Annotated in this window: 25 protein-coding genes and 2 pseudogenes; 21 read left to right on the plus strand and 6 right to left on the minus strand. The window is 67.9% G+C overall.

Translation table 11 applies throughout. The features are described from left to right. Positions 1-109 precede the first annotated feature (109 nt). Complete coding sequence (locus NL241_RS06480) at positions 110-1201, plus strand: SDR family oxidoreductase (RefSeq protein WP_494397069.1); 1092 nt, start codon at positions 110-112, stop codon at positions 1199-1201. A gap of 36 nt (positions 1202-1237) precedes the next feature. Then, positions 1238-2305 carry a lysophospholipid acyltransferase family protein gene (locus NL241_RS06485; protein WP_494397070.1) on the plus strand — a complete coding sequence of 356 codons (1068 nt, stop codon included), beginning with the start codon at positions 1238-1240 and terminating at the stop codon, positions 2303-2305. Between the two features lie 164 nt (positions 2306-2469). On the opposite strand, the gene NL241_RS06490 is transcribed toward NL241_RS06485, so the two are convergent. The 3 genes from NL241_RS06490 to NL241_RS06500 all read right to left on the minus strand — a co-directional run bounded on the left by NL241_RS06490 (position 2470) and on the right by NL241_RS06500 (position 4848). Then, positions 2470-3375, minus strand: a complete 906-nt coding sequence (locus tag NL241_RS06490; protein WP_494397071.1) for a cyclopropane mycolic acid synthase family methyltransferase — start codon at positions 3373-3375, stop codon at positions 2470-2472. 11 nt (positions 3376-3386) lie between these two features. Beyond that, the gene (locus tag NL241_RS06495) at positions 3387-3887 is read right to left on the minus strand and encodes an FAS1-like dehydratase domain-containing protein (RefSeq protein WP_487691676.1); all 501 of its coding nucleotides are present in this window, start codon (positions 3885-3887) and stop codon (positions 3387-3389) included. A gap of 67 nt (positions 3888-3954) precedes the next feature. Then, the gene (locus tag NL241_RS06500; protein WP_487691675.1) at positions 3955-4848 is read right to left on the minus strand and encodes an HAD family hydrolase; all 894 of its coding nucleotides are present in this window, start codon (positions 4846-4848) and stop codon (positions 3955-3957) included. 85 nt (positions 4849-4933) lie between these two features. Here NL241_RS06500 and NL241_RS06505 point away from each other — a divergent pair, with 85 nt between their 5' ends. From NL241_RS06505 to NL241_RS06570, 14 genes and pseudogenes are all read left to right on the plus strand, one after another. Continuing rightward, a complete protein-coding gene (locus tag NL241_RS06505; protein WP_494397072.1) occupies positions 4934-5200 on the plus strand; it encodes a glutaredoxin family protein in 267 nt (88 codons plus the stop codon). Between the two features lie 139 nt (positions 5201-5339). Then, positions 5340-6707 carry a glutamyl-tRNA reductase gene (locus tag NL241_RS06510; RefSeq protein WP_494398249.1) on the plus strand — a complete coding sequence of 456 codons (1368 nt, stop codon included), beginning with the start codon at positions 5340-5342 and terminating at the stop codon, positions 6705-6707. Between the two features lie 20 nt (positions 6708-6727). Beyond that, a complete protein-coding gene (hemC, locus tag NL241_RS06515; protein ID WP_487691672.1) occupies positions 6728-7654 on the plus strand; it encodes a hydroxymethylbilane synthase in 927 nt (308 codons plus the stop codon). A gap of 15 nt (positions 7655-7669) precedes the next feature. Beyond that, on the plus strand, positions 7670-9379 hold the full coding sequence (locus NL241_RS06520; RefSeq protein ID WP_487691671.1) for a bifunctional uroporphyrinogen-III C-methyltransferase/uroporphyrinogen-III synthase: 1710 nt from the start codon (positions 7670-7672) through the stop codon (positions 9377-9379). A 16-nt stretch (positions 9380-9395) separates the two neighbouring features. After that, positions 9396-10367, plus strand: a complete 972-nt coding sequence (gene hemB, locus NL241_RS06525; protein ID WP_494397073.1) for a porphobilinogen synthase — start codon at positions 9396-9398, stop codon at positions 10365-10367. Beyond that, entirely contained in the window at positions 10364-10810 is a 447-nt protein-coding gene (locus NL241_RS06530) for a hypothetical protein (protein ID WP_494397074.1), read from the plus strand. The genes hemB and NL241_RS06530 overlap by 4 nt, the downstream gene beginning before the upstream one ends. Before the next feature lie 276 nt (positions 10811-11086). Further along, the gene (locus NL241_RS06535; protein WP_487691668.1) at positions 11087-11539 is read left to right on the plus strand and encodes a hypothetical protein; all 453 of its coding nucleotides are present in this window, start codon (positions 11087-11089) and stop codon (positions 11537-11539) included. Next, positions 11532-12161 (plus strand): transport-regulating membrane protein Mce1N, encoded by a 630-nt coding sequence (mce1N, locus tag NL241_RS06540; RefSeq protein WP_494397075.1) that lies wholly within the window; start codon positions 11532-11534, stop codon positions 12159-12161. The genes NL241_RS06535 and mce1N overlap by 8 nt, the downstream gene beginning before the upstream one ends. Continuing rightward, a complete protein-coding gene (locus NL241_RS06545) occupies positions 12158-12409 on the plus strand; it encodes a hypothetical protein (protein WP_487691666.1) in 252 nt (83 codons plus the stop codon). Before mce1N ends, NL241_RS06545 begins: the two co-directional genes overlap by 4 nt. A 15-nt stretch (positions 12410-12424) precedes the next feature. Beyond that, positions 12425-12641 (plus strand): annotated as a pseudogene (locus tag NL241_RS06550) (heavy-metal-associated domain-containing protein); the annotation flags it as partial. A 53-nt stretch (positions 12642-12694) separates the two neighbouring features. Continuing rightward, a pseudogene (locus NL241_RS06555) lies at positions 12695-14581 on the plus strand (copper-translocating P-type ATPase); the annotation flags it as partial. A gap of 128 nt (positions 14582-14709) precedes the next feature. Continuing rightward, entirely contained in the window at positions 14710-15576 is an 867-nt protein-coding gene (locus NL241_RS06560) for an oxygenase MpaB family protein (RefSeq protein ID WP_494397076.1), read from the plus strand. Beyond that, on the plus strand, positions 15573-16172 hold the full coding sequence (locus NL241_RS06565; protein WP_494397077.1) for a TetR/AcrR family transcriptional regulator: 600 nt from the start codon (positions 15573-15575) through the stop codon (positions 16170-16172). The genes NL241_RS06560 and NL241_RS06565 overlap by 4 nt, the downstream gene beginning before the upstream one ends. 18 nt (positions 16173-16190) lie before the next feature. Then, positions 16191-16673 (plus strand): pyridoxamine 5'-phosphate oxidase family protein, encoded by a 483-nt coding sequence (locus NL241_RS06570; RefSeq protein WP_487691662.1) that lies wholly within the window; start codon positions 16191-16193, stop codon positions 16671-16673. 54 nt (positions 16674-16727) lie between these two features. On the opposite strand, the gene NL241_RS06575 is transcribed toward NL241_RS06570, so the two are convergent. Together NL241_RS06575 and NL241_RS06580 are read right to left on the minus strand one after the other, a co-directional pair. After that, complete coding sequence (locus NL241_RS06575) at positions 16728-17108, minus strand: nitroreductase family deazaflavin-dependent oxidoreductase (protein WP_494397078.1); 381 nt, start codon at positions 17106-17108, stop codon at positions 16728-16730. Beyond that, positions 17108-17485 carry a nitroreductase family deazaflavin-dependent oxidoreductase gene (locus NL241_RS06580; RefSeq protein WP_494397079.1) on the minus strand — a complete coding sequence of 126 codons (378 nt, stop codon included), beginning with the start codon at positions 17483-17485 and terminating at the stop codon, positions 17108-17110. Before NL241_RS06580 ends, NL241_RS06575 begins: the two co-directional genes overlap by 1 nt. An 87-nt stretch (positions 17486-17572) precedes the next feature. On the opposite strand from NL241_RS06580, the gene NL241_RS06585 reads away from it, so the two are divergent. After that, entirely contained in the window at positions 17573-18322 is a 750-nt protein-coding gene (locus NL241_RS06585) for a GTP pyrophosphokinase (RefSeq protein ID WP_487691659.1), read from the plus strand. A 2-nt stretch (positions 18323-18324) separates the two neighbouring features. Here NL241_RS06585 and NL241_RS06590 read toward each other — a convergent pair whose 3' ends face one another. Beyond that, on the minus strand, positions 18325-19725 hold the full coding sequence (locus tag NL241_RS06590; RefSeq protein WP_494397080.1) for an alpha/beta hydrolase: 1401 nt from the start codon (positions 19723-19725) through the stop codon (positions 18325-18327). A 113-nt stretch (positions 19726-19838) separates the two neighbouring features. On the opposite strand from NL241_RS06590, the gene hemL reads away from it, so the two are divergent. Genes hemL through NL241_RS06610 form a run of 4 tightly spaced genes read left to right on the plus strand, consistent with a single transcriptional unit; the run spans position 19839 to position 23132 of the window. Next, positions 19839-21158: a glutamate-1-semialdehyde 2,1-aminomutase gene (gene hemL, locus NL241_RS06595; protein ID WP_487691657.1), complete on the plus strand. Its 1320-nt coding sequence runs from the start codon at positions 19839-19841 to the stop codon at positions 21156-21158. Between the two features lie 17 nt (positions 21159-21175). Beyond that, complete coding sequence (locus NL241_RS06600) at positions 21176-21766, plus strand: histidine phosphatase family protein (RefSeq protein WP_487691955.1); 591 nt, start codon at positions 21176-21178, stop codon at positions 21764-21766. Continuing rightward, complete coding sequence (locus NL241_RS06605) at positions 21766-22371, plus strand: TlpA disulfide reductase family protein (protein ID WP_487691656.1); 606 nt, start codon at positions 21766-21768, stop codon at positions 22369-22371. The genes NL241_RS06600 and NL241_RS06605 overlap by 1 nt, the downstream gene beginning before the upstream one ends. Continuing rightward, entirely contained in the window at positions 22368-23132 is a 765-nt protein-coding gene (locus NL241_RS06610; RefSeq protein WP_487691654.1) for a cytochrome c biogenesis CcdA family protein, read from the plus strand. Before NL241_RS06605 ends, NL241_RS06610 begins: the two co-directional genes overlap by 4 nt. Positions 23133-23173: the final 41 nt, after the last annotated feature.

A 23173-nucleotide genomic window follows, 5' to 3' on the forward strand; every position in this document is an offset into this window, starting at 1 on the left:
GCGGGCCTGCCTGGGGGTGGGCCCGCATCGTCCTGTGCAACCCTGGTGGGTTGCCTGCCAGTCTCCGAGTAGTGATGCCGTCGGCGTGACCGGCCGGTAACCTGGCTGGATGGAATCGGGCGGCGGCGACCGCGACACCGCAGATCCCAGAAACCCCTTGCACCCACCGAAGGTTGTGCTCGTCACTGGTGCGTGCCGGTTCCTGGGCGGATATCTGACTGCCCGGTTGGCGGCCAACCCCTCGATCGACAGGGTCATCGCCGTGGATGCGGTGACTCCGAGCAAGGACATGCTCCGGCGCATGGGCCGGGCTGAATTCGTCCGCGCCGACATCCGGAACCCGTTCATCGCCAAGGTGATTCGCAACGGCGACGTCGACACCGTGGTGCACGCCGCCGCCGCTTCCTACGCGCCGCGCTCCGGCGGGCGCGCGACGCTGAAAGAACTCAACGTCATGGGCGCCATGCAGTTGTTCGCCGCTTGCCAGAAAGCGCCGTCGGTGCGGCGGGTGGTGCTCAAGTCCACGTCGGAGGTGTACGGCTCCAGTCCGTACGACCCGGTGATGTTCACCGAGGACAGCAGCAGCCGACGTCCGCCCCGGGACGGTTTCGCCCGCGACAGCATCGACATCGAGGGTTACGCCCGCGGCCTGTACCGGCGGCGCCCCGACATCGCGGTGACGTTGTTGCGGCTGGCGAACATGATCGGGCCGGCCATGGACACCGCCCTGTCGCGCTACCTGGCGGGCCCCGTGGTGCCCACCGTCGTGGGCCGGGACGCCCGTCTGCAATTGCTACACGAACAGGATGCCCTGGGGGCACTGGAGCGCGCGACGATGGCCGGGAAGCCGGGCACATTCAACGTCGGCGCCACCGGGATCATCATGATGTCGCAGGCGATCCGGCGCTCCGGGCGTCTCGCTCTGCCGCTTCCGTCGGTGGGCGTGCGTGCCATGGATTCGCTGTTACGCGCTACCAGCGCTACGGAATTCAATCGCGATCACCTGGCGTACATGAGCTACGGCCGCGTCATGGACACCACGCGAATGCGCACAGAGCTTGGGTACGAACCGAAGTGGACCACGGTCGAGGCCTTCGATGACTACGTGCGAGGTCGAGGTTTGACTCCGATTATCGACCCGCGGTGGGTACGCTCAGTGGAGAGTCGCGCAGTGGCGGCAGCGCAGCGCTGGGGAAGCTGAGTATGGATTCAATCGGGTGGGGAAAGGGTGGCCATCGTGTCGGGTGAGCCCAAAGCGAAAGTCATTCCGCTGCATGGCAATTCGAGTCGAGCGGCGGCAGCGCGGCGGGCGGGTCTGCGCGCTGAGGCGGCTCGCAGACATCCGTCGCTGCTGTCCGATCCCGCCGACCGCGCGTCGGCCGAGCAGATGGCCGCGGTGGTCCGCGAGATCGATGCCCACCGCAACTTCGCCGGCGCCACCTCTGCCGAGAACGACGTCCCCAATGAGCTCGCGCAGCGGATCGCGGCGGTTGCCGAATTCGCACGCAAGCGTTTCACCGGGGACTACGTGGTGGACGAGTTCGGCTTCGATCCGCACCTCAACGAGGCGGTGTTCCTCCCTTTGCTGAGAGGGCTGTTCCAGTCTTGGTTCCGGGTCGAGGTCAGCGGTATCGAGAACTTGCCGGAGACGGGTGCGGGCCTGGTGGTGGCTAACCACGCCGGGGTGCTGCCGTTCGACGGGTTGATGACGTCGGTGGCGGTGAAAGACCACCACCCCACCCGTCGCGACCTGCGGCTGCTGGCCGCCGACATGGTGTTCGACATGCCGGTGCTGGGACATGCTGCCCGCAAGGCCGGTCACACCATGGCTTGCACGGCCGACGCGCACCGCCTGTTGGCCGGCGGCGAGCTCACCGCGGTGTTCCCGGAGGGCTACAAAGGGCTGGGCAAGCCGTTCAAGGACCGTTACAAACTGCAGCGGTTCGGCCGCGGCGGGTTCGTCTCCGCGGCGTTGCATACCAAGGCTCCGATCATCCCGTGCTCCATCGTCGGTTCCGAAGAGATCTACCCCATGCTCGCCGATGTGAAGCTGCTGGCGCGGCTGCTCGGATTGCCGTATTTCCCTGTGACACCGCTGTTTCCGTGGGCGGGCCCGGTCGGGCTCATTCCGCTGCCGTCGAAGTGGCACATTGCATTCGGTACGCCCATCGAGACGGCCGACTACGACGATGCGGCCGCCGATGACCCCATGGTCACCTTCGAGTTGACCGATCAGGTGCGCGAAACCATCCAGCAGACGCTGTATCAGCTGCTGGCGGGCCGCCGGAACATGTTCTTCGGCTGAGGTCGAGCCGCAGACGAGGTACGAGTCTGCGGTGAAGAGCCTCAGCCCAGAGAAGTCGGCTGAGGTCGAGCTGCAGACGCGCGCCTGGGTTTCACACTGCGCTCACGCCCGAGTTTGCGTCGAAAACCGGGCGTCAGCGCAGTGTCAACCAGAAAGCCGGGCTGTCAGCGTCCCTTGGTCAGCGTGAACTGGCAGATATCGGTGTAGCCCTCGCGGAACAGCTCGGCACAGCCGGTGAGGTACTTCATGTACCGCTCGTAGACCTCTTCGTTCTGGATCGCGATGGCCTCGTCTTTGCGCGCTTCCAGCGCCTCGGCCCACAAATCCAGCGTCCGCGCATAGTGCAGTCGCAGCGGCTGCACCCGCGCCACGGTGAAGCCCGCCTCGGTGGCGCGCTGCTCGACCTTGGTCACCTGCGGCAGATCACCGCCGGGGAAGATCTCGTCCATGATGAACTTGAAGAACTTCAGCTTGCGCATGGTCAGCGGCAGGCCGCGCTCGGCGAACTCTTCATCGCTGGGCTTGACGATGGTGTGCAGCATCATCACGCCGTCGTCGGGCAGCAGATCGTAGGCCTTGGCGAAGAAGGCTTCGTAGCGGTCGCGCCCGAAGTGCTCGAACGCGCCGATCGACACGATGCGGTCGACGGGCTCGTTGAATTCCTCCCAGCCCTGCAGGCGTGCCTCGGCGCTGCGACCGGACTTCTTCACGATCTCCGAGTCGGACAGCAGCCGCTGCACATGCGCGTGCTGGTTCTCGCTGAGTGTCAGGCCGATGACGTTGACGTCGTAGGTCTCCACCGCGCGGTGGATGGTGGCACCCCAGCCGCAGCCGATGTCGAGCAGCGTCTGGCCCGGCTTGAGATCGCACTTGCCCAGCGACAGGTCGATCTTGGCGATCTGCGCCTGCTCCAGGGTGTAATCGTCCTTCTCGAAATACGCGCAGCTGTAGGTCTGGGTGCGATCCAGGAACAGCCGGAAGAAGTCGTCAGACAGGTCGTAGTGCGTCTGCACGTCCTCGAAGTGAGGCGTCAGTGCGCCGTCCTGTGAGTGCTCGCTGGCCTTGGGCATAGGCGCCGACACTATGCTCCGGTGATCCGCGACGCAATTGCCGCGACCTGTGCATCGGTATCGGCGTCGCTGACGGCCTCTCCGAGCATGGTGACGACGGTGGTCAGCACCGGCTTGCCCTCGGCGTCGGTCACCTCAGAGCGCAGCTCGGCAATCACCGCGCCGTGGGATTCGGTCACGTCATCGAGGTACGAGTCGAAGTACAGCTTGTCACCGGCAACGATCGGGCGGTGGAACTCGAGCTTCTGGTTCCGGTGCAGCACCCGCGCCAGATTGATGCCCACGTCGAACTTCTTGAACATCTCCATCTGCACCCGCCGGCCGGCGACCGCGATGAAGGTGAGTGAGGCCACCACGGCGTCGTAGCCGAGTTCCTGGGCGGATTGTTCGTCGTAGTGTGCGGGATGGTCGTCTTTGACGGCACTGGCGAATTCGCGGATCTTTTCCCGGCCCACCACGAAACAGTCGTGATACCGGTAATGCGTGCCGATGATCTCTTCAGCTATGGCCATGGCTTGGTGACGCGTCCTTTGCACTGGTCTTCAGCGGCGCAGCTTATCAACGCCGGGTGGGGTGGGGTCATCGTCGGCGGGATGCGATGGCCGCCAGGGCCCCGCCGGCAGCGCCCAGCGCCAGGGCCGACGGCACCCCGATGCGGGCCGCCTTGCGGGCGGTGCGGAAGTCGCGGATCTCCCAGCCGCGCTCTCGGGCGAGGTCGCGAAGGTCGGCATCGGGATTGATCGCCACCGCGGTACCGCACAACGTCAGCATGGGCACGTCGTTGTAACTGTCCGAGTAGGCGGTGCACCGCCGCAGGTTCAAGCCTTCCCTGATGGCCAGCGCCCGCACGGCGTGCGCCTTGCCGGTGCCGTGCAGGATCTCGCCGACCAGTCGGCCGGTGAACACCCCGTTCTCGGACTCCGCCACGGTGCCCAGCGCGCCGGTCAGGCCCAGTTTGCGCGCGATCGTCGCCGCCAGCTCGTAAGGAGTGGCCGTCACCAGCCACACCTGCTGTCCGGCGTCCAGATGCATCTGCGCCAGTGCACGGGTTCCCGGCCAGATCTTGTCGGCGATGATCTCGTCGAAGATCTCCTCACCGACGGCCACCAGCTCGGAGGTCGGCCGGCCCTCGATGAATGCGAGCGCCTTGCGTCGTCCCTCGGCCACGTCGTCGCTGTTCTCCCGGCCGGTCAGCTGGAACTTGGCCTGCGCGTAGACGAATCCGAGTACGTCGCTGTAGGTGAAGTACTTGCGCGCGGCGAGGCCGCGGGCGAAGTGCACCAAGGATGATCCGTGCACCAGGGTGTTGTCGACGTCGAAGAACGCGGCCGCGGTCAGGTCGGCCGGCGGTGGGGGAGGCGGTGCCGCGGAGTCGAGTTCGGCGGCTTCGGCCTCGGAAAGGCCTTGTGCTGCCCGTTCAGCGCTGGCCTCGCCCGCGACCCCCTGTGCACCGTCGACGTGGCGCCCGAGCATCGCGGACCCCCTTCCTGCGCCTACCTGCCGCAGGGTTCACCCTACTAAGACGGGTGAGCTGGGCTGGGATGGGAGACTGACTCAGGTGAGTCGCGCACAGGTGCAATTGCTGACACGGGACGGCTGCAGTATCTGCGTGCGGGTCCGGGAACGGCTGGCCGCGTTGGCTGCCGAGCTGGATTTCGAGTTGACGACGGTCGACGTCGACGCACTCGCCGCCGAGGGGGACACCAGCCTGCGTGCCGAGTTCGGGGACCGGCTGCCGGTGGTGATGCTCGACGGGTCCGAACACAGTTATTGGGATGTCGACGAACCCCAGTTGCGCGCAGACCTGGCAGCTCGGGGTACGTGAGAAAGAAAACAGCCATCAATTTGGTGGCCTGCAACGCGGACGGTTACCGTGGGTGTCAGTTTCTGCCGAAGTTGGCAAGCTTTTTCACCGTTGGCGGCAAGGGAGCGTGCTGGGTGATCGCTCGATTGGTGGCGTGTCTGTGAGCGTCCTGCTGTTCGGAGTGTCGCACCGCAGTGCACCGGTCTCCGTTCTGGAGCAATTGTCGACCGACGAAGCCGATCAGGCCAAGATCATCGATCAGGTGTTGCAGTCACCGTTGGTGACCGAGGCGATGGTGCTCTCGACCTGCAACCGGGTCGAGGTCTACGCCGTGGTCGAGGCGTTCCACGGCGGCTTGTCGGTGATCGGGCAGGTGCTCTCGGAGCACTCCAGTATGTCGATGGGTGATCTCACCAAGTACGCCTACGTGCGTTACGCCGAGGCTGCCGTCGAGCACCTGTTCTCGGTGGCCTCCGGGCTGGACTCCGCCGTCATCGGCGAGCAGCAGGTGCTCGGCCAGGTGCGGCGCGCCTACGCCTCCGCCGAGGCCAACCACACCGTCGGCCGCACGCTGCACGAGTTGTCGCAGCGGGCACTGTCGGTCGGCAAGCGGGTGCACAGTGAGACCGGCATCGACGCCGCCGGTGCCTCGGTGGTGTCGGTCGCGCTCGGTATGGCCGAGACCCGTCTGGACAGCCTCGTCGGCCGCACCGCGGCCGTGATCGGCGCCGGTTCCATGGGAGCGCTGTCCGCCGCACATCTGGTGCGTGCCGGCATCGGCCGGGTCCGCGTACTCAACAGGTCGATGCAGCGCGCCGAGCGTCTCGCCGAGAACCTCCGGGAGCAGGGGGTGGACGCCCACGCCCACGGGCTGGACGAGGTGGCCCTCGCCCTGGTCGACGTCGATGTGGTGATCACCAGCACCGGCGCGGTGCGCCCGGTGGTGTCACTGGCCGACGTCCACCATGCCCTGGCCCACCGCGCTGACGGCGACAACCGGCAACTGGTCATCTGCGATCTCGGTATGCCCCGCGATGTGGACGCCGCCGTGGTCGGACTGCCCGGGGTCTGGGTGGTCGACATGGACCGGATCCAGCGGGAGCCGTCGGCACGTGCGGCAGCGTCCGACGCCGACGCCGCCCGTCAGATCGTGGCCACCGAGGTTGCCACCTACCTGGCCGGCCAGCGCATGTCCGAGGTCACGCCCACCGTCACCGCGCTGCGGCAGCGGGCCGCCGACGTGGTGGAAGCAGAGTTGCTGCGCCTGGACAACCGGCTGCCCGGGCTGGACACCGTGCACCGTGACGAGGTGGCCAACACGGTGCGCCGAGTGGTCGACAAGCTGTTGCACGCGCCGACCGTCCGGGTGAAGCAGCTGGCCAGCGCGCCCGGCGGCGACAGCTACGCCGAAGCGCTTCGTGAACTGTTCGAACTCGACCCGACCGCCGTTGACGCGGTTGCCACTGCGGGTGAATTGCCTTTGGTGCCAACCGATTACGAAGGTCCACAACCCGAGGCAGCCGGATAATTACAAGGCTTCCGACACCCGTGATTCGCATCGGTACCCGTGGCAGCCTGCTCGCGACGACGCAGGCGGGCACCATCAGAGACGCTCTCATCGCCGCCGGGCACGCAGCCGAACTCGTCATCATCTCCACCGATGGCGACCGTTCGTCGGCCCCGATCGCCGAGATCGGGGTGGGTGTTTTCACAGCTGCCCTCCGCGAAGCCATCGCCTCGGGAGAGGTGGACATGGCCGTGCACTCCTACAAGGATTTGCCGACGGCGCAGGACCCCCGGTTCGTCATCGCGGCCATTCCGCCGCGTGCGGACGCCCGCGACGCGTTGGTGGCCCGCGACGGGCTGGTGCTGGGGGAGTTGCCGGCCGGTTCGGTGATCGGCACGTCGAGCCTGCGGCGGGCCGCGCAGCTTAGAGCACTGGGTCTCGGTTTGGAAATCCGCCCCCTAAGAGGCAACCTAGATACCAGGTTGAACAGGGTAAGCAGCGGAGATCTCGACGCCATCGTGGTAGCCCGAGCGGGGTTGGCCCGTATCGGACGCCTCGACGCGGTCACCGAGACGTTGGAGCCGGTACAGATGTTGCCGGCACCGGCTCAGGGGGCACTGGCCGTTGAGTGCCGTGCCGGCGACACCGATCTGGAAAAAGCGTTGGCCGTTTTGGATGACGCGGACACCCGGATTGCGGTCACCGCAGAGCGAACCTTGCTCGCCAAGCTGGAGGCGGGCTGCTCCGCACCGGTAGGCGCGATTGCCGAGGTGGTCGAGTCGATCGATGAGGACGGGCACGTTTTCGACGAACTGTCGCTGCGCGGCTGCGTGGCGGCGGTGGACGGATCCGACGTGATTCGTGCGTCCGGCATCGGGACTCCCGCAGGCGCCGACGAGCTAGGGCTCGCGGTGGCTACGGAGTTGTTCGAGCTGGGGGCGCGTGAACTCATTTCGGACACGCGATGAGAGCAGGAGTCACACATGACCTCCCTATCTAGTGGTCGAGGCCGTAAGCCGAAGCCGGGACGCATCCTGTTCGTCGGTTCGGGACCGGGGGATCCGGGCCTACTGACGACGCGGGCGCGCACCGTCTTGGTGAACGCCGCACTGGTGTTCACCGATCCCGACGTACCCGAACCAGTATTGGCACTGGCCGGTTCCGAGCTGCCACCGGCCTCCGGTCCGGCGCCGGCGCCGGAGAAGGACACCAAGGCCACCAAGGGCGGCGACGACACCGGGCCGCAGGCCGGGGCCGATGGCGTCGTCGCCGAGGAGATCGCCCCGCCGGTGGTGAACCTGGGCCCGGACATCCGTCCGGCGCTCGGTGATCCCGCCGAGGTGGCCAAGACCCTGGCGCACGAGGCCCGGGTGACCGGCGTCGACGTGGTGCGCCTGGTGGCCGGTGACCCGTTGTCGCTGGACTCGGTGCTCGCCGAGGTCAACGCCGTCGCCAAGACCAACCTGTCCTTCGAGATCGTGCCTGGCCTGCCCGCCGCGACCGCGGTGCCCACCTACGCCGGCCTGCCCCTGGGTTCGGCGCACACCGTGGCCGACGTGCGCGGTGACGTCGACTGGGCCGCGCTGGCCGCCGCACCGGGCCCCCTGATCCTGCACGCCACACCGCAGCATCTCGCCGATTCGGCGCGCACGCTGATCGAACACGGACTGGTCGAGAGCACCCCCTGTGTGGTCACCGCCCAGGGCACTACCTGTGCACAGCGCAGTGTGGAGGCCACCCTGCATGAGCTGACCGATCGCGCCGCCATCGGCGCCAGCGAGCCCGCGGGCCCGCTGACCGGACCGCTGGTGGTCACCATCGGCAAGACCGTCTCGCACCGCGCCAAGCTGAACTGGTGGGAGAGCCGGGCTCTCTACGGCTGGACCGTGCTGGTGCCGCGCACCAAGGATCAGGCCGGCGAGATGAGTGACCGTCTGGTCAGCCATGGCGCGCTGCCCATTGAGGTGCCCACCATCGCCGTCGAGCCGCCGCGCAGCCCCGCCCAGATGGAACGCGCCGTCAAGGGTCTGGTCGACGGCCGCTACCAGTGGGTGGTGTTCACCTCCACCAACGCGGTGCGCGCCGTGTGGGAGAAGTTCGGTGAGTTCGGGCTCGACGCCCGTGCGTTCTCCGGTGTGAAGATCGCCTGCGTGGGTGAGGCGACCGCCGACCGGGTGCGTGCCTTCGGTATCAGCCCCGAGCTGGTGCCGTCGGGTGAGCAGTCCTCGCTGGGCCTGCTCGACGAGTTCCCGCCGTACGACGACGTTTTCGACCCGGTGAACCGGGTGTTGCTGCCGCGTGCCGACATCGCCACCGAGACGCTGGCCGAGGGTCTGCGTGACCGCGGTTGGGAGATCGAGGACGTGACGGCCTACCGCACGGTGCGTGCGGCTCCGCCGCCCGCGCAGACCCGCGAGATGATCAAGACCGGTGGGTTCGACGCGGTGTGCTTCACCTCCAGCTCGACGGTGCGCAATCTCGTCGGCATCGCCGGAAAGCCGCACGCGCGCACCATCGTTGCGTGCATCGGCCCGAAAACCGCCGAGACGGCAGCCGAATTCGGTCTGCGGGTGGACGTGCAGCCGGAGACGGCCGCCGTCGGTCCGCTGGTCGAGGCGCTCGCCGAGCACGCCGCCCGGCTGCGTGCCGAGGGTGCGTTGCCTCCGCCGCGTAAGAAGAGCCGTCGTCGGTGACGGTAAGCCGCTAGGTATGCGTCAACGTCCACGCAGGTTGCGGTCGACGTCGGCCATGCGCCGGTTGGTGGCCGAAACCTCCTTGGAGCCAAGGCATCTGGTGCTGCCGATGTTCGTGGCCGACGGTATCGACGAACCGCGACAGATCTCGTCCATGCCGGGTGTCGTGCAGCACACCCGAGACTCTTTGCGCCGGGCGGCTGCCGATGCGGTGGCCGCCGGGGTGGGCGGGCTGATGCTCTTCGGTGTGCCCCGCGACGAGGACAAAGACGCGCGCGGGTCCATCGGCATCGAGGCCGACGGCATCCTCAACGTGGCGTTGCGTGACCTGGTCAAAGATCTCGGTGAGGACACCGTGATCATGGCCGACACCTGCCTGGACGAGTTCACCGACCACGGTCACTGCGGTGTGCTCGACGACCGCGGCCGGGTGGACAATGACGCCACCAATCAGCAGTACATCAAACTGGCTGTGGCGCAAGCACAATCGGGCGCACACGTGGTGGCGCCGAGCGGCATGATGGACGGTCAGGTGGCCGAGATCCGCGACGGACTGGACGCTGCCGGGCACACCGATGTGGCGATCCTGGCGTACGCGGCCAAGTTCGCCTCGGCGTTCTACGGGCCGTTCCGCGAGGCGGTCGGTTCCAGCCTGCAAGGTGATCGCCGTACCTACCAACAGGACAGCGGTAACGCGCGGGAAGCGTTGCGGGAGATCGAACTCGACCTCGCCGAGGGTGCCGACATGGTGATGGTCAAGCCTGCGATGTCGTATCTGGACGTGGTGCGCGCGTGTGCCGACATCTCGCCGGTGCCGGTGGCCGCCTATCAGATCTCCGGTGAGTACGCGATGATCAGCGCCGCCGCGGCCAACGGGTGGATCGATCTGCAGGCCTCGGCCCTGGAGTCGCTCGTCGGTATCCGGCGCGCGGGCGCAGACATCGTGCTGACCTACTGGGCCGCCGACGTGGCAGGTTGGTTGGCGTGAGCTTTCCCGCACCGCAGTATCACCAGCCGCCCTCGCCTGAGCCCAAGCCCAAGCCGGAGCGTCCCGCCGACGTCGACACCGGTTTCTGGCTCTGGGTGATCGCCGTGCCGCTGATGACCATCAACTACATCGCCGACGTGTTGTCCGCCGAAGGCCGGGTGCCGCTGGCCATCGGGATCTCGCTGCTGTTCCTCGTCGTGGCGGACTCGCTGGTGGTGACGTTCCTGATCCTCATGCGGTCCGGCTATCGGTGGACGCGGACGGTGTTGACCGCCGGTGGCATGGCCGCGATCGTCTCGATGGGCTTCGGCCTGTTCGCCACCGGACGGCCCGCGGTGGCCGCGGTGATCTTCGCCGTCAGCGGCATCGTCGGCGCGGTGCTGATCGGCGGCGGGATAGTGCTGCTGCACCGCAAGGAAGCCAACGCCTTCTTCACTCGCTGAGTCTCCGCCCGCTGTGCTGGCGGCGTCGGCGTCGCTTTCCGCGACATATATGTGGTTTACGGCGCGACACGCCGGTCAGGCGTAGCTGGGGACATATATGCGCCGGGCGGTCCGCGACACATATGTGGTTTACGGCGCGACACGCCGGTCGGACGTAGCTGTGCACATATATGTGCGCGAAACACGGGCGGTCGATCGCCGGGCGTGGCTGAGGTGCCCGCTCCTCACGCCCTCGTCCCTCGGGCGATCGATCGCCGGGCGTAAGCTGGCGCGACCATGACCTCGACTCCGGCCACTCCACGACCGCGCGTGGTGGACATCGCATTCTGGCTGCTCATCGCAGGCGCCGTCCTCCTGGTGGTGAACGGATTGATGGCGACAACGCTGAACTTCGAGACCGCCCGGTCCGTCGCGGACGCCGGTATCAGCGACGACAAGCTGCGGAGCTACCTGACCTTCCAGCGCAGCATCGGGATCTTCTCGATCGTCGTCGGCGCCGCCCTGGGCTTCCTGGCCGGCAAAACCCGCAAAGGCGATCCACGGTTCCGTCGCGCCACCATTGCCTTCGCCGTCGCCATCACAGTGCTCGTCGTCGGCGTCGCGGTGCTGATCAAGATCGTTCATCTGCTGGCGCTGGTGGCGGTGTTGCCGATTCTCTTCGGCACCGTGGCGCTCATTCGGCCACCGGCCATCGCCTGGTTCAACGAACAGGACGCCGCGCATGGCTGACGAGGACATCCTGTTCTCCGAGGACGGTGCCAGCTGGTACTGGGTGCTGGCGGGCCCGGGCGCCGCGTTGGCCATGCTGGCCATTCAGATCACCAGTGGGGTCGGCGTGCAGTGGATCGTTCCGTTGGCATTCCTGGTGCTGGTGTCCGGCTTCATCGCGGTGCAGATCAAAGCTGCCCGCATCCACACCTCGGTCGAACTGACGGAGACGTCGTTGCGGCAGGGCATGCAGACCATCGGGGTCGACGAGATCGTCGCCGTCTATCCCGCCCCCACGAACACGATGCGCAGCTATTACGACGACCGCCGGCTGAACAGGACCGCCGCCAAGAGTTCGGGCCGAAACAATGCGCTGGCCAACCGCGCGATGAAAAAAGCGGGCCTGGATCCCGCGGAGATCCCGGACGAACCCACGAAGGCCCCGCCCCGCGACGATGCCGCGGTGGTGGAGAAGTGGCAGTCGTCGCGGGCGCTCGGTGAACTCACCGGCGTGCCGCGCGGGCGCACCGGAATCGGGTTGAAGCTCACCGGTGGACGCACCGCGCAGGCCTGGGCGCGCCGGCACTCCGAGTTGCGGGCGGCGTTGACCGAGCTGGTCGAGCGCCGCCGCGAGCACGCATGACGGCGCGGCGTCGCGCCATCGTCGAGGTGGTCCTGGCGGCGGTGGCTGTTGTGGGAGCCGTGATCAGCGCGGCCAATGTGCGTGCAGTCGTGGCCGTCGCGCCCATCACCGAGGGGGAGCCGGCCACCACCTCGGTGGCGTGGCACGCTCCACCACTGGTCCTGGCGTTGTTGTTGGTCACGGTCGCCGGCATCCTGGCCGTGGTCGGAGTAGCTCGCTGGCGGAGGTCACAAACCCATACCCCCTAGGGGTACTATGGCGGCATGGCCAACGCACCGGTGACTGTCGCAACCGATCTCGATCTCCGCGGGATGACGTGTGCGTCCTGCGCGGCGCGCGTCGAACGTGGCCTCAACGACCTCGACGGTGTGCGCGCCAGCGTCAACCTGGCCGTCGAACGCGCCCACGTCGAGCACGATCCCGCCGTCACGGTCGGTCAGCTCATCAAGGCCGTCGAAGCCACCGGGTATCAGGCCTCCGCTGTTCGTGCCCCCGGCGATGACGCGCCGGTGCAGGAGACCGGGGAAACCGATCTGCGCCCCCGGCTCATCGGCTCCGCGGTGCTGGCGGTCCCGGTGGTCGTGCTGTCGATGGTGATGGCATGGCAGTTCACGGGCTGGCAGTGGGTGGTGCTGGCGCTGACCACACCGATCGTGGTGTGGGGCGGCTTCCCGTTCCATCGCGCCGCGGTTCGTGCGGCTCGCCACGGCGCCTCGACCATGGACACCCTGGTCTCCCTCGGCACGCTGGCCGCCTTCCTGTGGTCGACGTTCGCCGTCGTCACCAACCCGGGACCGCACTTGCACGCACACGTTTATTTCGAGGTCGCCGCGGCCGTCACGGTGTTCCTGCTGGCGGGTCGCAACGCCGAGGCACGGGCCAAACGCTCGGCGGGATCGGCGCTGCGGGCGCTGCTGTCACTGGGCGCAAAAGACGCGGTGGTGGTGCGCGACGGCGCCGAGGTGCAGATCCCGGTGTCGGAGCTGCAGGTGGGCGACGTCTTCGTGGTCCGGCCGGGGGAGCGGGTGGCCACCGACGGTGACGTGGTCGACGGCGATTCCGCTCTGGACACCTCGGCGATGACGGGCGAATCCGTGCCCGTCGATGTGAGGGCAGGGTCGTCGGTGCTCGGCGGTTCCGTCAACACCTACGGCCGTATCCGGGTACGGGCCACCAAGGTCGGCGCCGACACGCAACTGGCCCGGATGGGCCGGCTGGTCACCGACGCGCAGAACGGCAAGGCGTCCATTCAGCGCCTCGCCGACCGGGTGTCGGCGGTCTTCGTCCCCGCGGTCCTGGTGATCGCCGCACTGACCGTCGCCGGCTGGCTGCTCGCCGGCGCCGCACCGTCCACCGCCTTCACCGCCGCGGTGGCCGTGCTGATCATCGCCTGCCCGTGCGCGCTCGGTTTGGCCACACCCACGGCCATCCTGGTCGGCACCGGCCGGGGCGCCCAGCTCGGCGTGCTGATCAAAGATCCGCAGGTGCTCGAAACCGTCACCGGTATCACCACCGTGGTGCTGGACAAGACCGGCACGGTGACCAGCGGCCGGATGACCGTCAGCGCCGTCGAAGCTCGCCCGGGTGAGGACGCCGACGAGGTGTTGCGGCTCGCCGCAGCCGTCGAGGCGGCCTCCGAACATCCGGTGGCCGCCGCCATCGTCGCGGCCGCACGGGAGCGCGGTTTCGACATCCCCGAGGTCACCGACTTCGCCAACCAGCCCGGCATCGGTGTCGCCGGTGTGGTCGACGGCGTTCGGGTGAGCGTGAAGAGGGAGGGCTCGATCGCCGGGCTGGACCTGCTGGCACCGGCTGCGGCGGCGCCGGGGACCGGCGTGGAGGTGGTGTGGGATCGTCGCGTCCGCGGCACCATCCGCCTGGCGGATGTAGTGAAGCCCAGCAGCGCTGAGGCCATCGCCGAGCTCAAGGCCATGGGCATCACCCCGGTGCTGCTGACGGGCGACAACGCCACCGTCGCGCGCACGGTCGCCGGCGAGATCGGTATCGCGCCCGAGAACGTCATCGCCGGCGTGCTGCCCACCGAGAAAGCCGAGGCCGTCAAGCGCCTGCAGGCCGACGGCGCGAAAGTGGCGATGGTCGGCGATGGTGTCAACGACTCGGTGGCCCTGGCCGCCGCCGACATCGGGATGGCGATGGGTACCGGCACCGACGCGGCGATCGAGGCCGGTGACGTCACGCTGGTCCGCGGTGACCTGCGGACTGTGCCGACGGCGCTGCGGTTGGCCTCGCGCACCCTGCGCACCATCCGGGTGAACCTGTTCTGGGCGTTCGCCTACAACACCGCGGCCATTCCGCTGGCGGCGTTGGGGCTGCTGAATCCGATGATCGCCGGGGCGGCCATGGCGGCGTCGTCGGTGTTGGTGGTGGGCAACAGCCTGCGCCTGCGCCGTTTCACCTGACCCCACTCAAGGCCGAGCGCGCGTGTCTGTACCGGCCCACGCGGCGTGTCGCGTACAAATGCGTGCGCTCGGCGACCCGAGTGGGACCCCGAGTTGGAACAAAGTGCAGAATCTGTAACACTGTTGCAGTGACTGAACTCGCGGACCGCCCTGCCGAGACCGACGCGTTGCCGCTGGGCGCCGACTCGCTCATCTGGCGCTACTTCGGCGACAACCGGATGTTCCTCATCGGCCCGCGCCCCGGCGTCCTGCAGTTGATGCTCGCCGAACTCGGCCAGGGCGTGCAGGACCATTCGGTGTTCTTCGCCGACACCGCGGCGCGCATCAAACGGTCGCTGCCGCCGATCTTTCGGACCGTGTACGGCTCCCAGGACGACAACGCCGGCCCGCAGGTCCGCGACTTCCACCACGACATCAAAGGCGAGATGCCGGGCGAGCAGGGGCGGCGCTACCACGCACTGGATCCCGACACTTACTTCTGGGCGCACGCCACCTTCCTGGATCAGGTCTTCTACTTCGCCGACACCTTCGTCAAGCGGCTGACCGACGCCGAGAAGGAGCAGATGTACCTGGAGTCCAAGACCTGGTACCGGCGCTACGGCGTCAGCGACCGGCCGATGCCCGCCACCTACGCCGACTTCGAAAAGTACTGGCAGCGCATGCTGGACGACGTGGTGACCGCCCACCCGTCGGCCACCTACAGCGTCGGCTACGTCACCAAGGGCTTCCCGAAACCCAAGGGTATGCATCCCGCCGCGTGGGCGGTGCTCAGGCGCGTCTTCAACCCGCTGGCCGCGTTCCTCACCACTGGCGGAATGCCGCCGCAGGCCCGCGCCACCCTCAACCTCCCCTGGAATGCCAAGCAGGAGAAGCACTATCAGCGTTTCGCGGCGTTCTGGCGCTCGCGTCCGGTCAACTGGCTGTGGGACCAGCTTCCGATATCGGTGCGCTACAACGGAATCGCCGCCGCCGGGTTCTCCCGAGAGAGCGCATGATCACCGTCGCCGACGACCCGGCCACCACCAGGATCCTCGACGCCGCCGTCGCCGAATTCGACCGGCACGGCTTTCGTCGGGTTGCCCTGGACGACGTCGCCAAACGCGCCAAGGTCAGCCGCACCACCATTTACCGCCGCTTCGCCAACCGCGACGAGCTGGTGGCCGCGGTGATCGACCGCGAGAACGTCGCCCTGTGCGCCGACATCGCCGAGGAACTCAAAAACCAAGGGCCGCAGTCGAACTACTATGTCGAAGCGTTCACCTCGGCCATCCTGAAGTTCCGTAACCACCGGGTGCTCAACCAGCTGATCGGCGACGACCCGGCCCTGGCGCTGGAGCTGGCCCGCGAGCACTATGGAGCGGCGGTACTGCGCATCGCCACCGCGCTCGAGGTGATCTTCCCTGCCGGGTTCGTGCAGCGGATGGGGCCCGCGGTGGTCAACGACCTGGCCGACGCGATTCTGCGGTACGCAATGATGGCCTTGTTGCTGCCGGGTGCGCGGCCGCTGGACACCGCCGACGATCTGCGGGACTTCGCCACCGTGCATTTCTTGCCGAGCCTGCCGGAAATGCTGCGCACCGTATCGGTCTAGGCAGTTAACTTTGAGCCCATGACGTCACTGGATCAAGTAGCCCCTGCCTTCGTCGACATGGCTCACACCATCGTCTGGGCGTCGGTGGCCACCGTCGACGCCGACGGTCGGCCCCGCAGCCGCGTCCTGCACCCCATCTGGGAGTGGGACGGCGCGCAGCTGACGGGCTGGATCGCCACCGCTCCCACCCCGATCAAGAAGGCGCACATCGCCGCCCACCCCGAGATCTCGATCAACTACTGGTCGCCGTCGCACGACACCTGTAGCGCCGAATGTACGGTGGATTGGATCTTCGACGACGACGAACGCATCGCGCTCTGGGAGCGTTTCAAGACCGGACCCGAGCCGGTCGGCTACGACCCCGCGATCATCGAACCCTGGCGTGACGGGCCGACGTCGGACGCGTTCGCCGGCTGGAAGCTGACCCCGACGCGGCTGCGCCTCATGCAGGGCACGGTGATGACGCAGGGCGCGGGGGAGCTGCTCACCTGGCGCGCGTGACCAGATCGGCCGTGTCGGAGAGGTTCGTGATCCGGACCAGTACCGCGCCGCCGCTCACACCCGGCTGAGAAGCAGCGCCGACGGTGTGCGCAGCCGGGTGACCACCGTCCGCCACGGCGACGACAGCAGCGGCACGACATCCGCGGTTGAGACGATCCGCGGAGACCGCACCTGAAAAGTATGTCCACCCACGATGATTCGTCCCGCACCGGCAGCAACAAGATTGCGCACCCAGTCGCGGTTCTCGCCGTAGGGCAGTAGCACCGCGAAGCCGTCGGGTGTGCGCAACGCCGACACCGGAGTGCGGTAGACCGTGCCGCTGCGCCGACCGACGTGTTCCACCAGCGACCACAGCGCCACCCGACCCGACAGGGGGCGCACCACCCGGTTGACCACCCGACGGTTGAACCGGGCGCGAGCATCGGCGAACCGCATCAGAGCCTGCGCTGCAGAACGCTCTGGTCGAACGGCAGTCGCCCGAACAACAGCCGCGCGACTCCGGTGACCTGCTGTGTGGCTTCCGATTTGGGCACCACCCGTGGGTCAGTCACCACAAACGTCCGGCCGTGCCGCTGCAGCCGGCCGTCGGCGGCCCTGAGATTCTTCAGCCAGTCCCGGTCCGGCCCGTAGGTCAGATGGATCGCCACGCCCTCCTGGGTCGGGAACACGATCAGCGGCGTACGGAAGGTGCGGCCCGACGTGCGGCCGACGTGCTCGAGGATGCCCATCATCGGCAGATATCCCGCCCAGAGCCGCTGGATCGGGTTGGTGACGTACCGGTTGAACTCGGCCAGCCACTGCGGCAGTTGCATGGGGTCATCATCGGCTGCGCACGTCTGACCGGGCAAGGGCCGACAGCTCTGAACAGGGCTGACAGCCTCAACCGGCATGCTGGTGGCATGAGCGAGGTAATCGACGCCGAACCGATGTGGGATCTCGAAGAATTCCAGAAGCTCCGCGACGAGTTCTCGCGCTTCATGTTCTCCTACAAGTTCGGCATGGAGGAGATCGCCACCAAAGTGGGCATCCTGCAACAGGAATTCCAGCACCTGCAGCAGTACAACCCCATCGAGCACGTCACCAGTCGGCTCAAGACACCGGAGAGCGTGTTGGACAAGATCCAGCGCAAGAACTGCGAGCCGCGCTTCGAGACCATCCGCGAAAAGATCACCGACATCGCCGGTGTGCGCGTCACCTGCTCCTTCACCTCAGACGTCTACCGAGTGTCCGAAGCGTTGACCCGTCAAGACGACGTCACCGTGTTGCAGGTCAAAGACTATGTGCGCCAGCCCAAACCGAACGGCTACCGCAGCCTGCACCTGATCGTCGAAGTGCCGGTGTTCCTGTCCACCGGCGCTGTCACCGTCCCGGTGGAGGTGCAGCTACGCACGGTCGCCATGGATTTCTGGGCCAGCCTCGAGCACAAGATCTATTACAAGTTCGACGGTGAGGTGCCCGCCGAGATCTCCCGGAGCCTGGAAGAGGCCGCCGTGACCGCGGCCCGGTTGGACACCGAGATGGAGCGGCTGCACCGGGACGTGCACGGCGATCTGCCACCGGTGCCCGTCGAGCTGGCGCGCGGCAGCATTCCCATGCCCGACGGCGTGGTGGCGCGGCTGATGCGGCACCGGTTCCTGGCCACCCCCTGACCTCACCGGCCGAAATCCGGGTCGAACGGATGGTGGTTCGACGGGCACACCGTGCCGTCGCGCGGTGCGCGCAGCAACACCAGGTATTCGCGTACCGCGGCCGTTGTGCAGTCGCTGGGATCGGCGGCGCTCGGGTGGCCGTAACCGGTGTGGGTCAACAAGACCGCGTTGCCGAGCAGCGCGCTGACGGTTCGCGCGTTGCGGTACGGGGTGACGGGATCTGCCGTGGTGCCGATCACCAGGATCGGGGTCTCGGTGCGGGTGCTCCAGGGGCCGGTGTAGACCTCAGCGCCGTGCACCGGCCAGGACGCGCACGGCATCCAGGACCACCACGTCGCCAGCGGCCCGTCCACCGGGCTCATCGCGGTGAACAGACTCAGCCGCGCCGGCGACGTCGACCGCGACACCTGGGCGGGGCTGTCGGCGCACCCGATGCCGGCCGCCGGCGGGATCGATGCCGCCAGGCCGGGGCGTAGCCGTCGGGCCTGCTGTGCCAGCGCGGACCCGTCGCCGTCCGCGGCGGCAGCCAGGGCGGCGGCCATCTCCGGCCATCGGGCGGGGGTGCCGAGGTAACTGTGCAGCGCCACCAGCGCTGCTTCGTAGGTGAGCAGGCCCAGCGGCGTCGACGTCACCGCCTCGAGGACACCGGCCAGCGTCTCGTTCGCGTCTTCGAGCGGGCAGCCGTGCGCCTCGCGGCACAGCCGCGCGAACTCGTCGAACACCCGGGCCGCATCGGCCAAGGTGTTGGCCACCCGTTCCTCGGCGCCGGCGGTGTAGGCCACCGGGTCGACGATGCCGTCGAGAACCATGGCCCGAACCCGTTGCGGGAACAGGTTGGCGTAGGTCTGCCCGAGGAAGCTGCCGTAACCCTCGCCGTAGAACGACACCCGGGATTCACCCGACAGCACCCGCAAGCGGTCCAGATCGCGGGCGGTGGCCGCAGTGCTCAGATGTGCCAGCAGTTCGCCGTGGAATGCACCACACCGGGCGGCGAAGTCGGCCGGCAGCGGGCCCGTCCCGTAGTCGAGCGGCGTGGACTCGCCGTCGGCACAGGAGATCGGGGAACTCCCGCCGCTGCCCCGCACATCCCAACTCACGATGTCGAACCGGCCGCCCACCAGGGCCGACAACTGGGCGCCGCGCTCCCGCAGGGCGTCGACGCCGGACAGGCCGGGGCCGCCGGGATTGAAGAACACGGTGCCCTGCCGGTGGTGGGCGGCGGGGTAGCGGGCCACTGCCAGCTCCAGCGTCGGCCCATCGGGTCGCGCCCAGTCCACCGGCACGGTCACCGTGGCGCACTCCAGGTGGTCACCGCAGCCTCGCCAGGCCGTGGCCGGCTGGGGTGCCGTGGCGCAGGCGCAGATCAGCGCGATCACTGACGCCAATGTCAGCGCGACGCGCATGGTTCAGTGTTGCCCCGGCAGTGTGGTCTGCGTCACCGTTTCGGCGAATGCGTCGGACCAGTCAACTACACCCTGTAGTGGACGATTTGGTTCGAACTGGGACACTGGTGGTCGTGAGCAGTACCAAGACCAGTACCGAGCGGTCCGCCAAGCTCTTCTCCGATGCCTCCGCGGTGATCCCCGGCGGCGTGAATTCGCCGGTCCGAGCGTTCAACTCGGTCGGCGGCACCCCCCGCTTCCTGGTCAAAGGCCAGGGCTACTGGCTCACCGACGCCGACGACAACCGCTACGTCGACCTGGTGTGCTCGTGGGGCCCGATGATCCTGGGGCATGCGCATCCGGCCATCGTCGAAGCCGTGACCAACGCCGCACAGCACGGCCTGTCCTTCGGGGCGCCCACTCCGTGCGAGTCGGAACTGGCGCACGAGATCATCAGCCGCGTCGCGCCGGTGCAGAAGGTCCGGCTGGTCAACTCCGGCACCGAAGCCACCATGAGTGCGGTCCGGCTGGCCCGCGGTTTCACCGGCCGGCCCAAGATCGTCAAGTTCTCCGGCTGCTATCACGGCCACGTCGACGCGCTGCTCGCCGACGCCGGCTCCGGTGTCGCCACCCTGGGACTGCCGTCGTCGCCGGGGGTCACCGGAGCGCAGGCCGCCGACACCATCGTGCTGCCCTACAACAACGTCGCCGCCGTCGAGCAGACCTTCAAGGACTTCGGTGACCAGATCGCCGCGGTGATCAGCGAGGCCAGCCCCGGCAACATGGGCACCGTGCCGCCTGGGCCCGGGTACAACGCGGCACTGCGGCGTATCACCGCCGAGCACGGCGCGCTGCTGATCCTCGACGAGGTGATGACCGGCTTCCGCGTCAGCCGCAGCGGTTGGTACGGCGTCGACCCCGTGGATGCCGATTTGTTCACCTTCGGCAAGGTGATGAGCGGTGGCCTGCCGGCCGCCGCGTTCGGTGGTCGCGCCGAGGTGATGGAGCGGCTGGCGCCGCTGGGCCCGGTCTATCAGGCCGGCACCCTCTCCGGTAACCCGGTGGCCATGGCCGCAGGGCTGGCGACGCTGCGCAACGCCGACGACGCCGCCTACGCAAGGCTGGACGCCAACGCCGACCGCCTCGATGCCCTGCTGTCCGAGGCGTTGTCCAAAGAGTCTGTGCCCCACGTCATCCAGCGCGCCGGCAACATGCTCAGTGTCTTCTTCACCGACGCGCCGGTCACCGACTTCGCCGGCGCCAGGGCCACCCAGACCTGGCGTTTCCCGCCGTTCTTCCACGCGCTGCTCGACGCCGGTGTCTATCCGCCGTGCAGCGCGTACGAAACCTGGTTCGTATCAGCCGCTCTCGATGACGACGCGTTCGAGCACATCGCGGCGGCGTTGCCGAACGCCGCCCGCGCCGCGGCGACAGCGGAGGGCCCCGACGCGTGAAGACACGGGTGTACGTGATGCGCCACGGCGAGGTGCACAACCCGGACAAACTGCTCTACGGCCGGCTGCCGGACTACCACCTGTCCGACCGGGGCCGCGAGCAGGCCAGAGCGGTCGCGGACTGGCTGGCCGACCGCGACATCACCTACGTGGTGGCCTCGCCGCTGGAGCGTGCGCAGGAAACCGCCGCCGCGACCGCGGCGCGGCACGGGTTGGACATCGACACCGACGCCGATCTCATCGAGTCGTGGAACATCTTCGAGGGACAACGGGTGGCCCCGGGTGACGGTGCGCTGCGCGATCCCCGCAACTGGCCGAAACTGCGCAACCCGCTCAAGCCGTCGTGGGGGGAGCCGTACAAGGAGGTCGCCCCGCGCATGATCGCGGCCGTGCACCGGGCGCGGGTCAAAGCCGAAGGCCACGAGGCGGTGTGCGTCAGCCACCAGTTACCCGTCGAGACGTTGCGGCGGGCGATGACGGGCAAGCGGCTGGCCCACCTGCCCACCAAGGGCGCCCGGATGTGCAACCTGGCGTCGCTGACGTCGTTCGAGTTCGACGGTGACCAGCTGATCGGCTGGGGTTACGCGGAGCCGGCTGGACACCTGTGATGCGTCGGTTGGTGATCCTGGGGTGCGTGCTGCTGCTCGCACTCACCGGATGCTCGACCGGTGACGACGCCGTGGCTCAGGGCGGCACCTTCGAGTTCGTCGCGCCGGGCGGGCAGACCGACATCTTCTACGACCCGCCCGCCGACCGGGGCACCCCCGGCCCGTTGAGCGGCCCGGATCTGATGGATCCCGACACCACCCTGTCGTTGGAGGATTTCGCCGGCGACGTCGTCGTCATCAACGTGTGGGGCCAGTGGTGTGCCCCCTGCCGCACCGAGATCACCCAGTTGCAGCAGGTTTACGACGCCACCAAAGCCAGCGGCGTGGCGTTTCTCGGTATCGACGTGCGCGACAACAACCGCGACGCTCCCGTCGACTTCATCAAAGACCGCAACATCACGTTCCCGTCGATCTACGACCCGGCGATGCGGACCATGATCGCCTTCGGCGGCAAGTACCCGACCACGGTCATCCCGTCGACCATCGTGCTGGACCGCGAGCATCGGGTGGCCGCGGTGTTCCTGCGCGAGCTGCTGGCCGAGGACCTGCAACCGGTGGTCGAACGGCTGGCCGCCGAAGAGGGTGTAGAAGGCTCGACACAATGACCGGTTTCACCGAACTCGCCGCCACCGGGCCGCTGCTGCTGGCGCTCGGCGCATGTGTGCTGGCCGGGCTGGTGTCCTTCGCGTCGCCGTGTGTGGTGCCGCTGGTGCCGGGCTATCTGTCCTACCTCGCGGCCGTCGTCGGCGTCGATGACCGGGGCACCGTCAAGACCGTCTCGAAGGTCCGCATCGCCGGTTCGGCGGTCCTGTTCGTGGCCGGGTTCACCGCCGTGTTCATCCTGGGCACCGTCGCCGTGCTCGGCATGACCACCACACTGATCACCAATCAGGTTGTGCTGCAACAGGTCGGTGGTGTGCTGACCATCATCATGGGCCTGGCGTTCATCGGCTTCATCCCCGCGCTGCAGCGGCAGGCGAAGTTCACCCCGCGGCAGGTGTCGTCGGTGGCGGGCGCACCGCTGCTGGGTGCGGTGTTCGGGCTGGGCTGGACGCCGTGCCTGGGCCCGACGCTGGCCGGGGTCATCACGGTGGCCTCCGCCACCGACGGCGCGAGCGTGGCGCGCGGCGTGACGCTGGTGATCGCCTACTGCCTGGGCCTCGGGGTGCCGTTCATCATCCTGGCGTTCGGGTCGTCGTGGGCCGTGGGCGGGCTCGGCTGGCTGCGCCGCAACACCCGCACCATCCAGATCATCGGGGGAGTGCTGATGATCCTCGTCGGCCTGGCGCTGGTCACCGGACTGTGGAGCGACTTCGTGTCCTATGTGCGCGACGCTTTCGTCAGTGACGTGAGGCTGCCGATTTGAGAAGGCTCCTCGCCCTGATTCGCAACACCTGGCGGGCGCTC

The organism is Mycolicibacterium sp. SMGY-1XX (assembly GCF_059132455.1).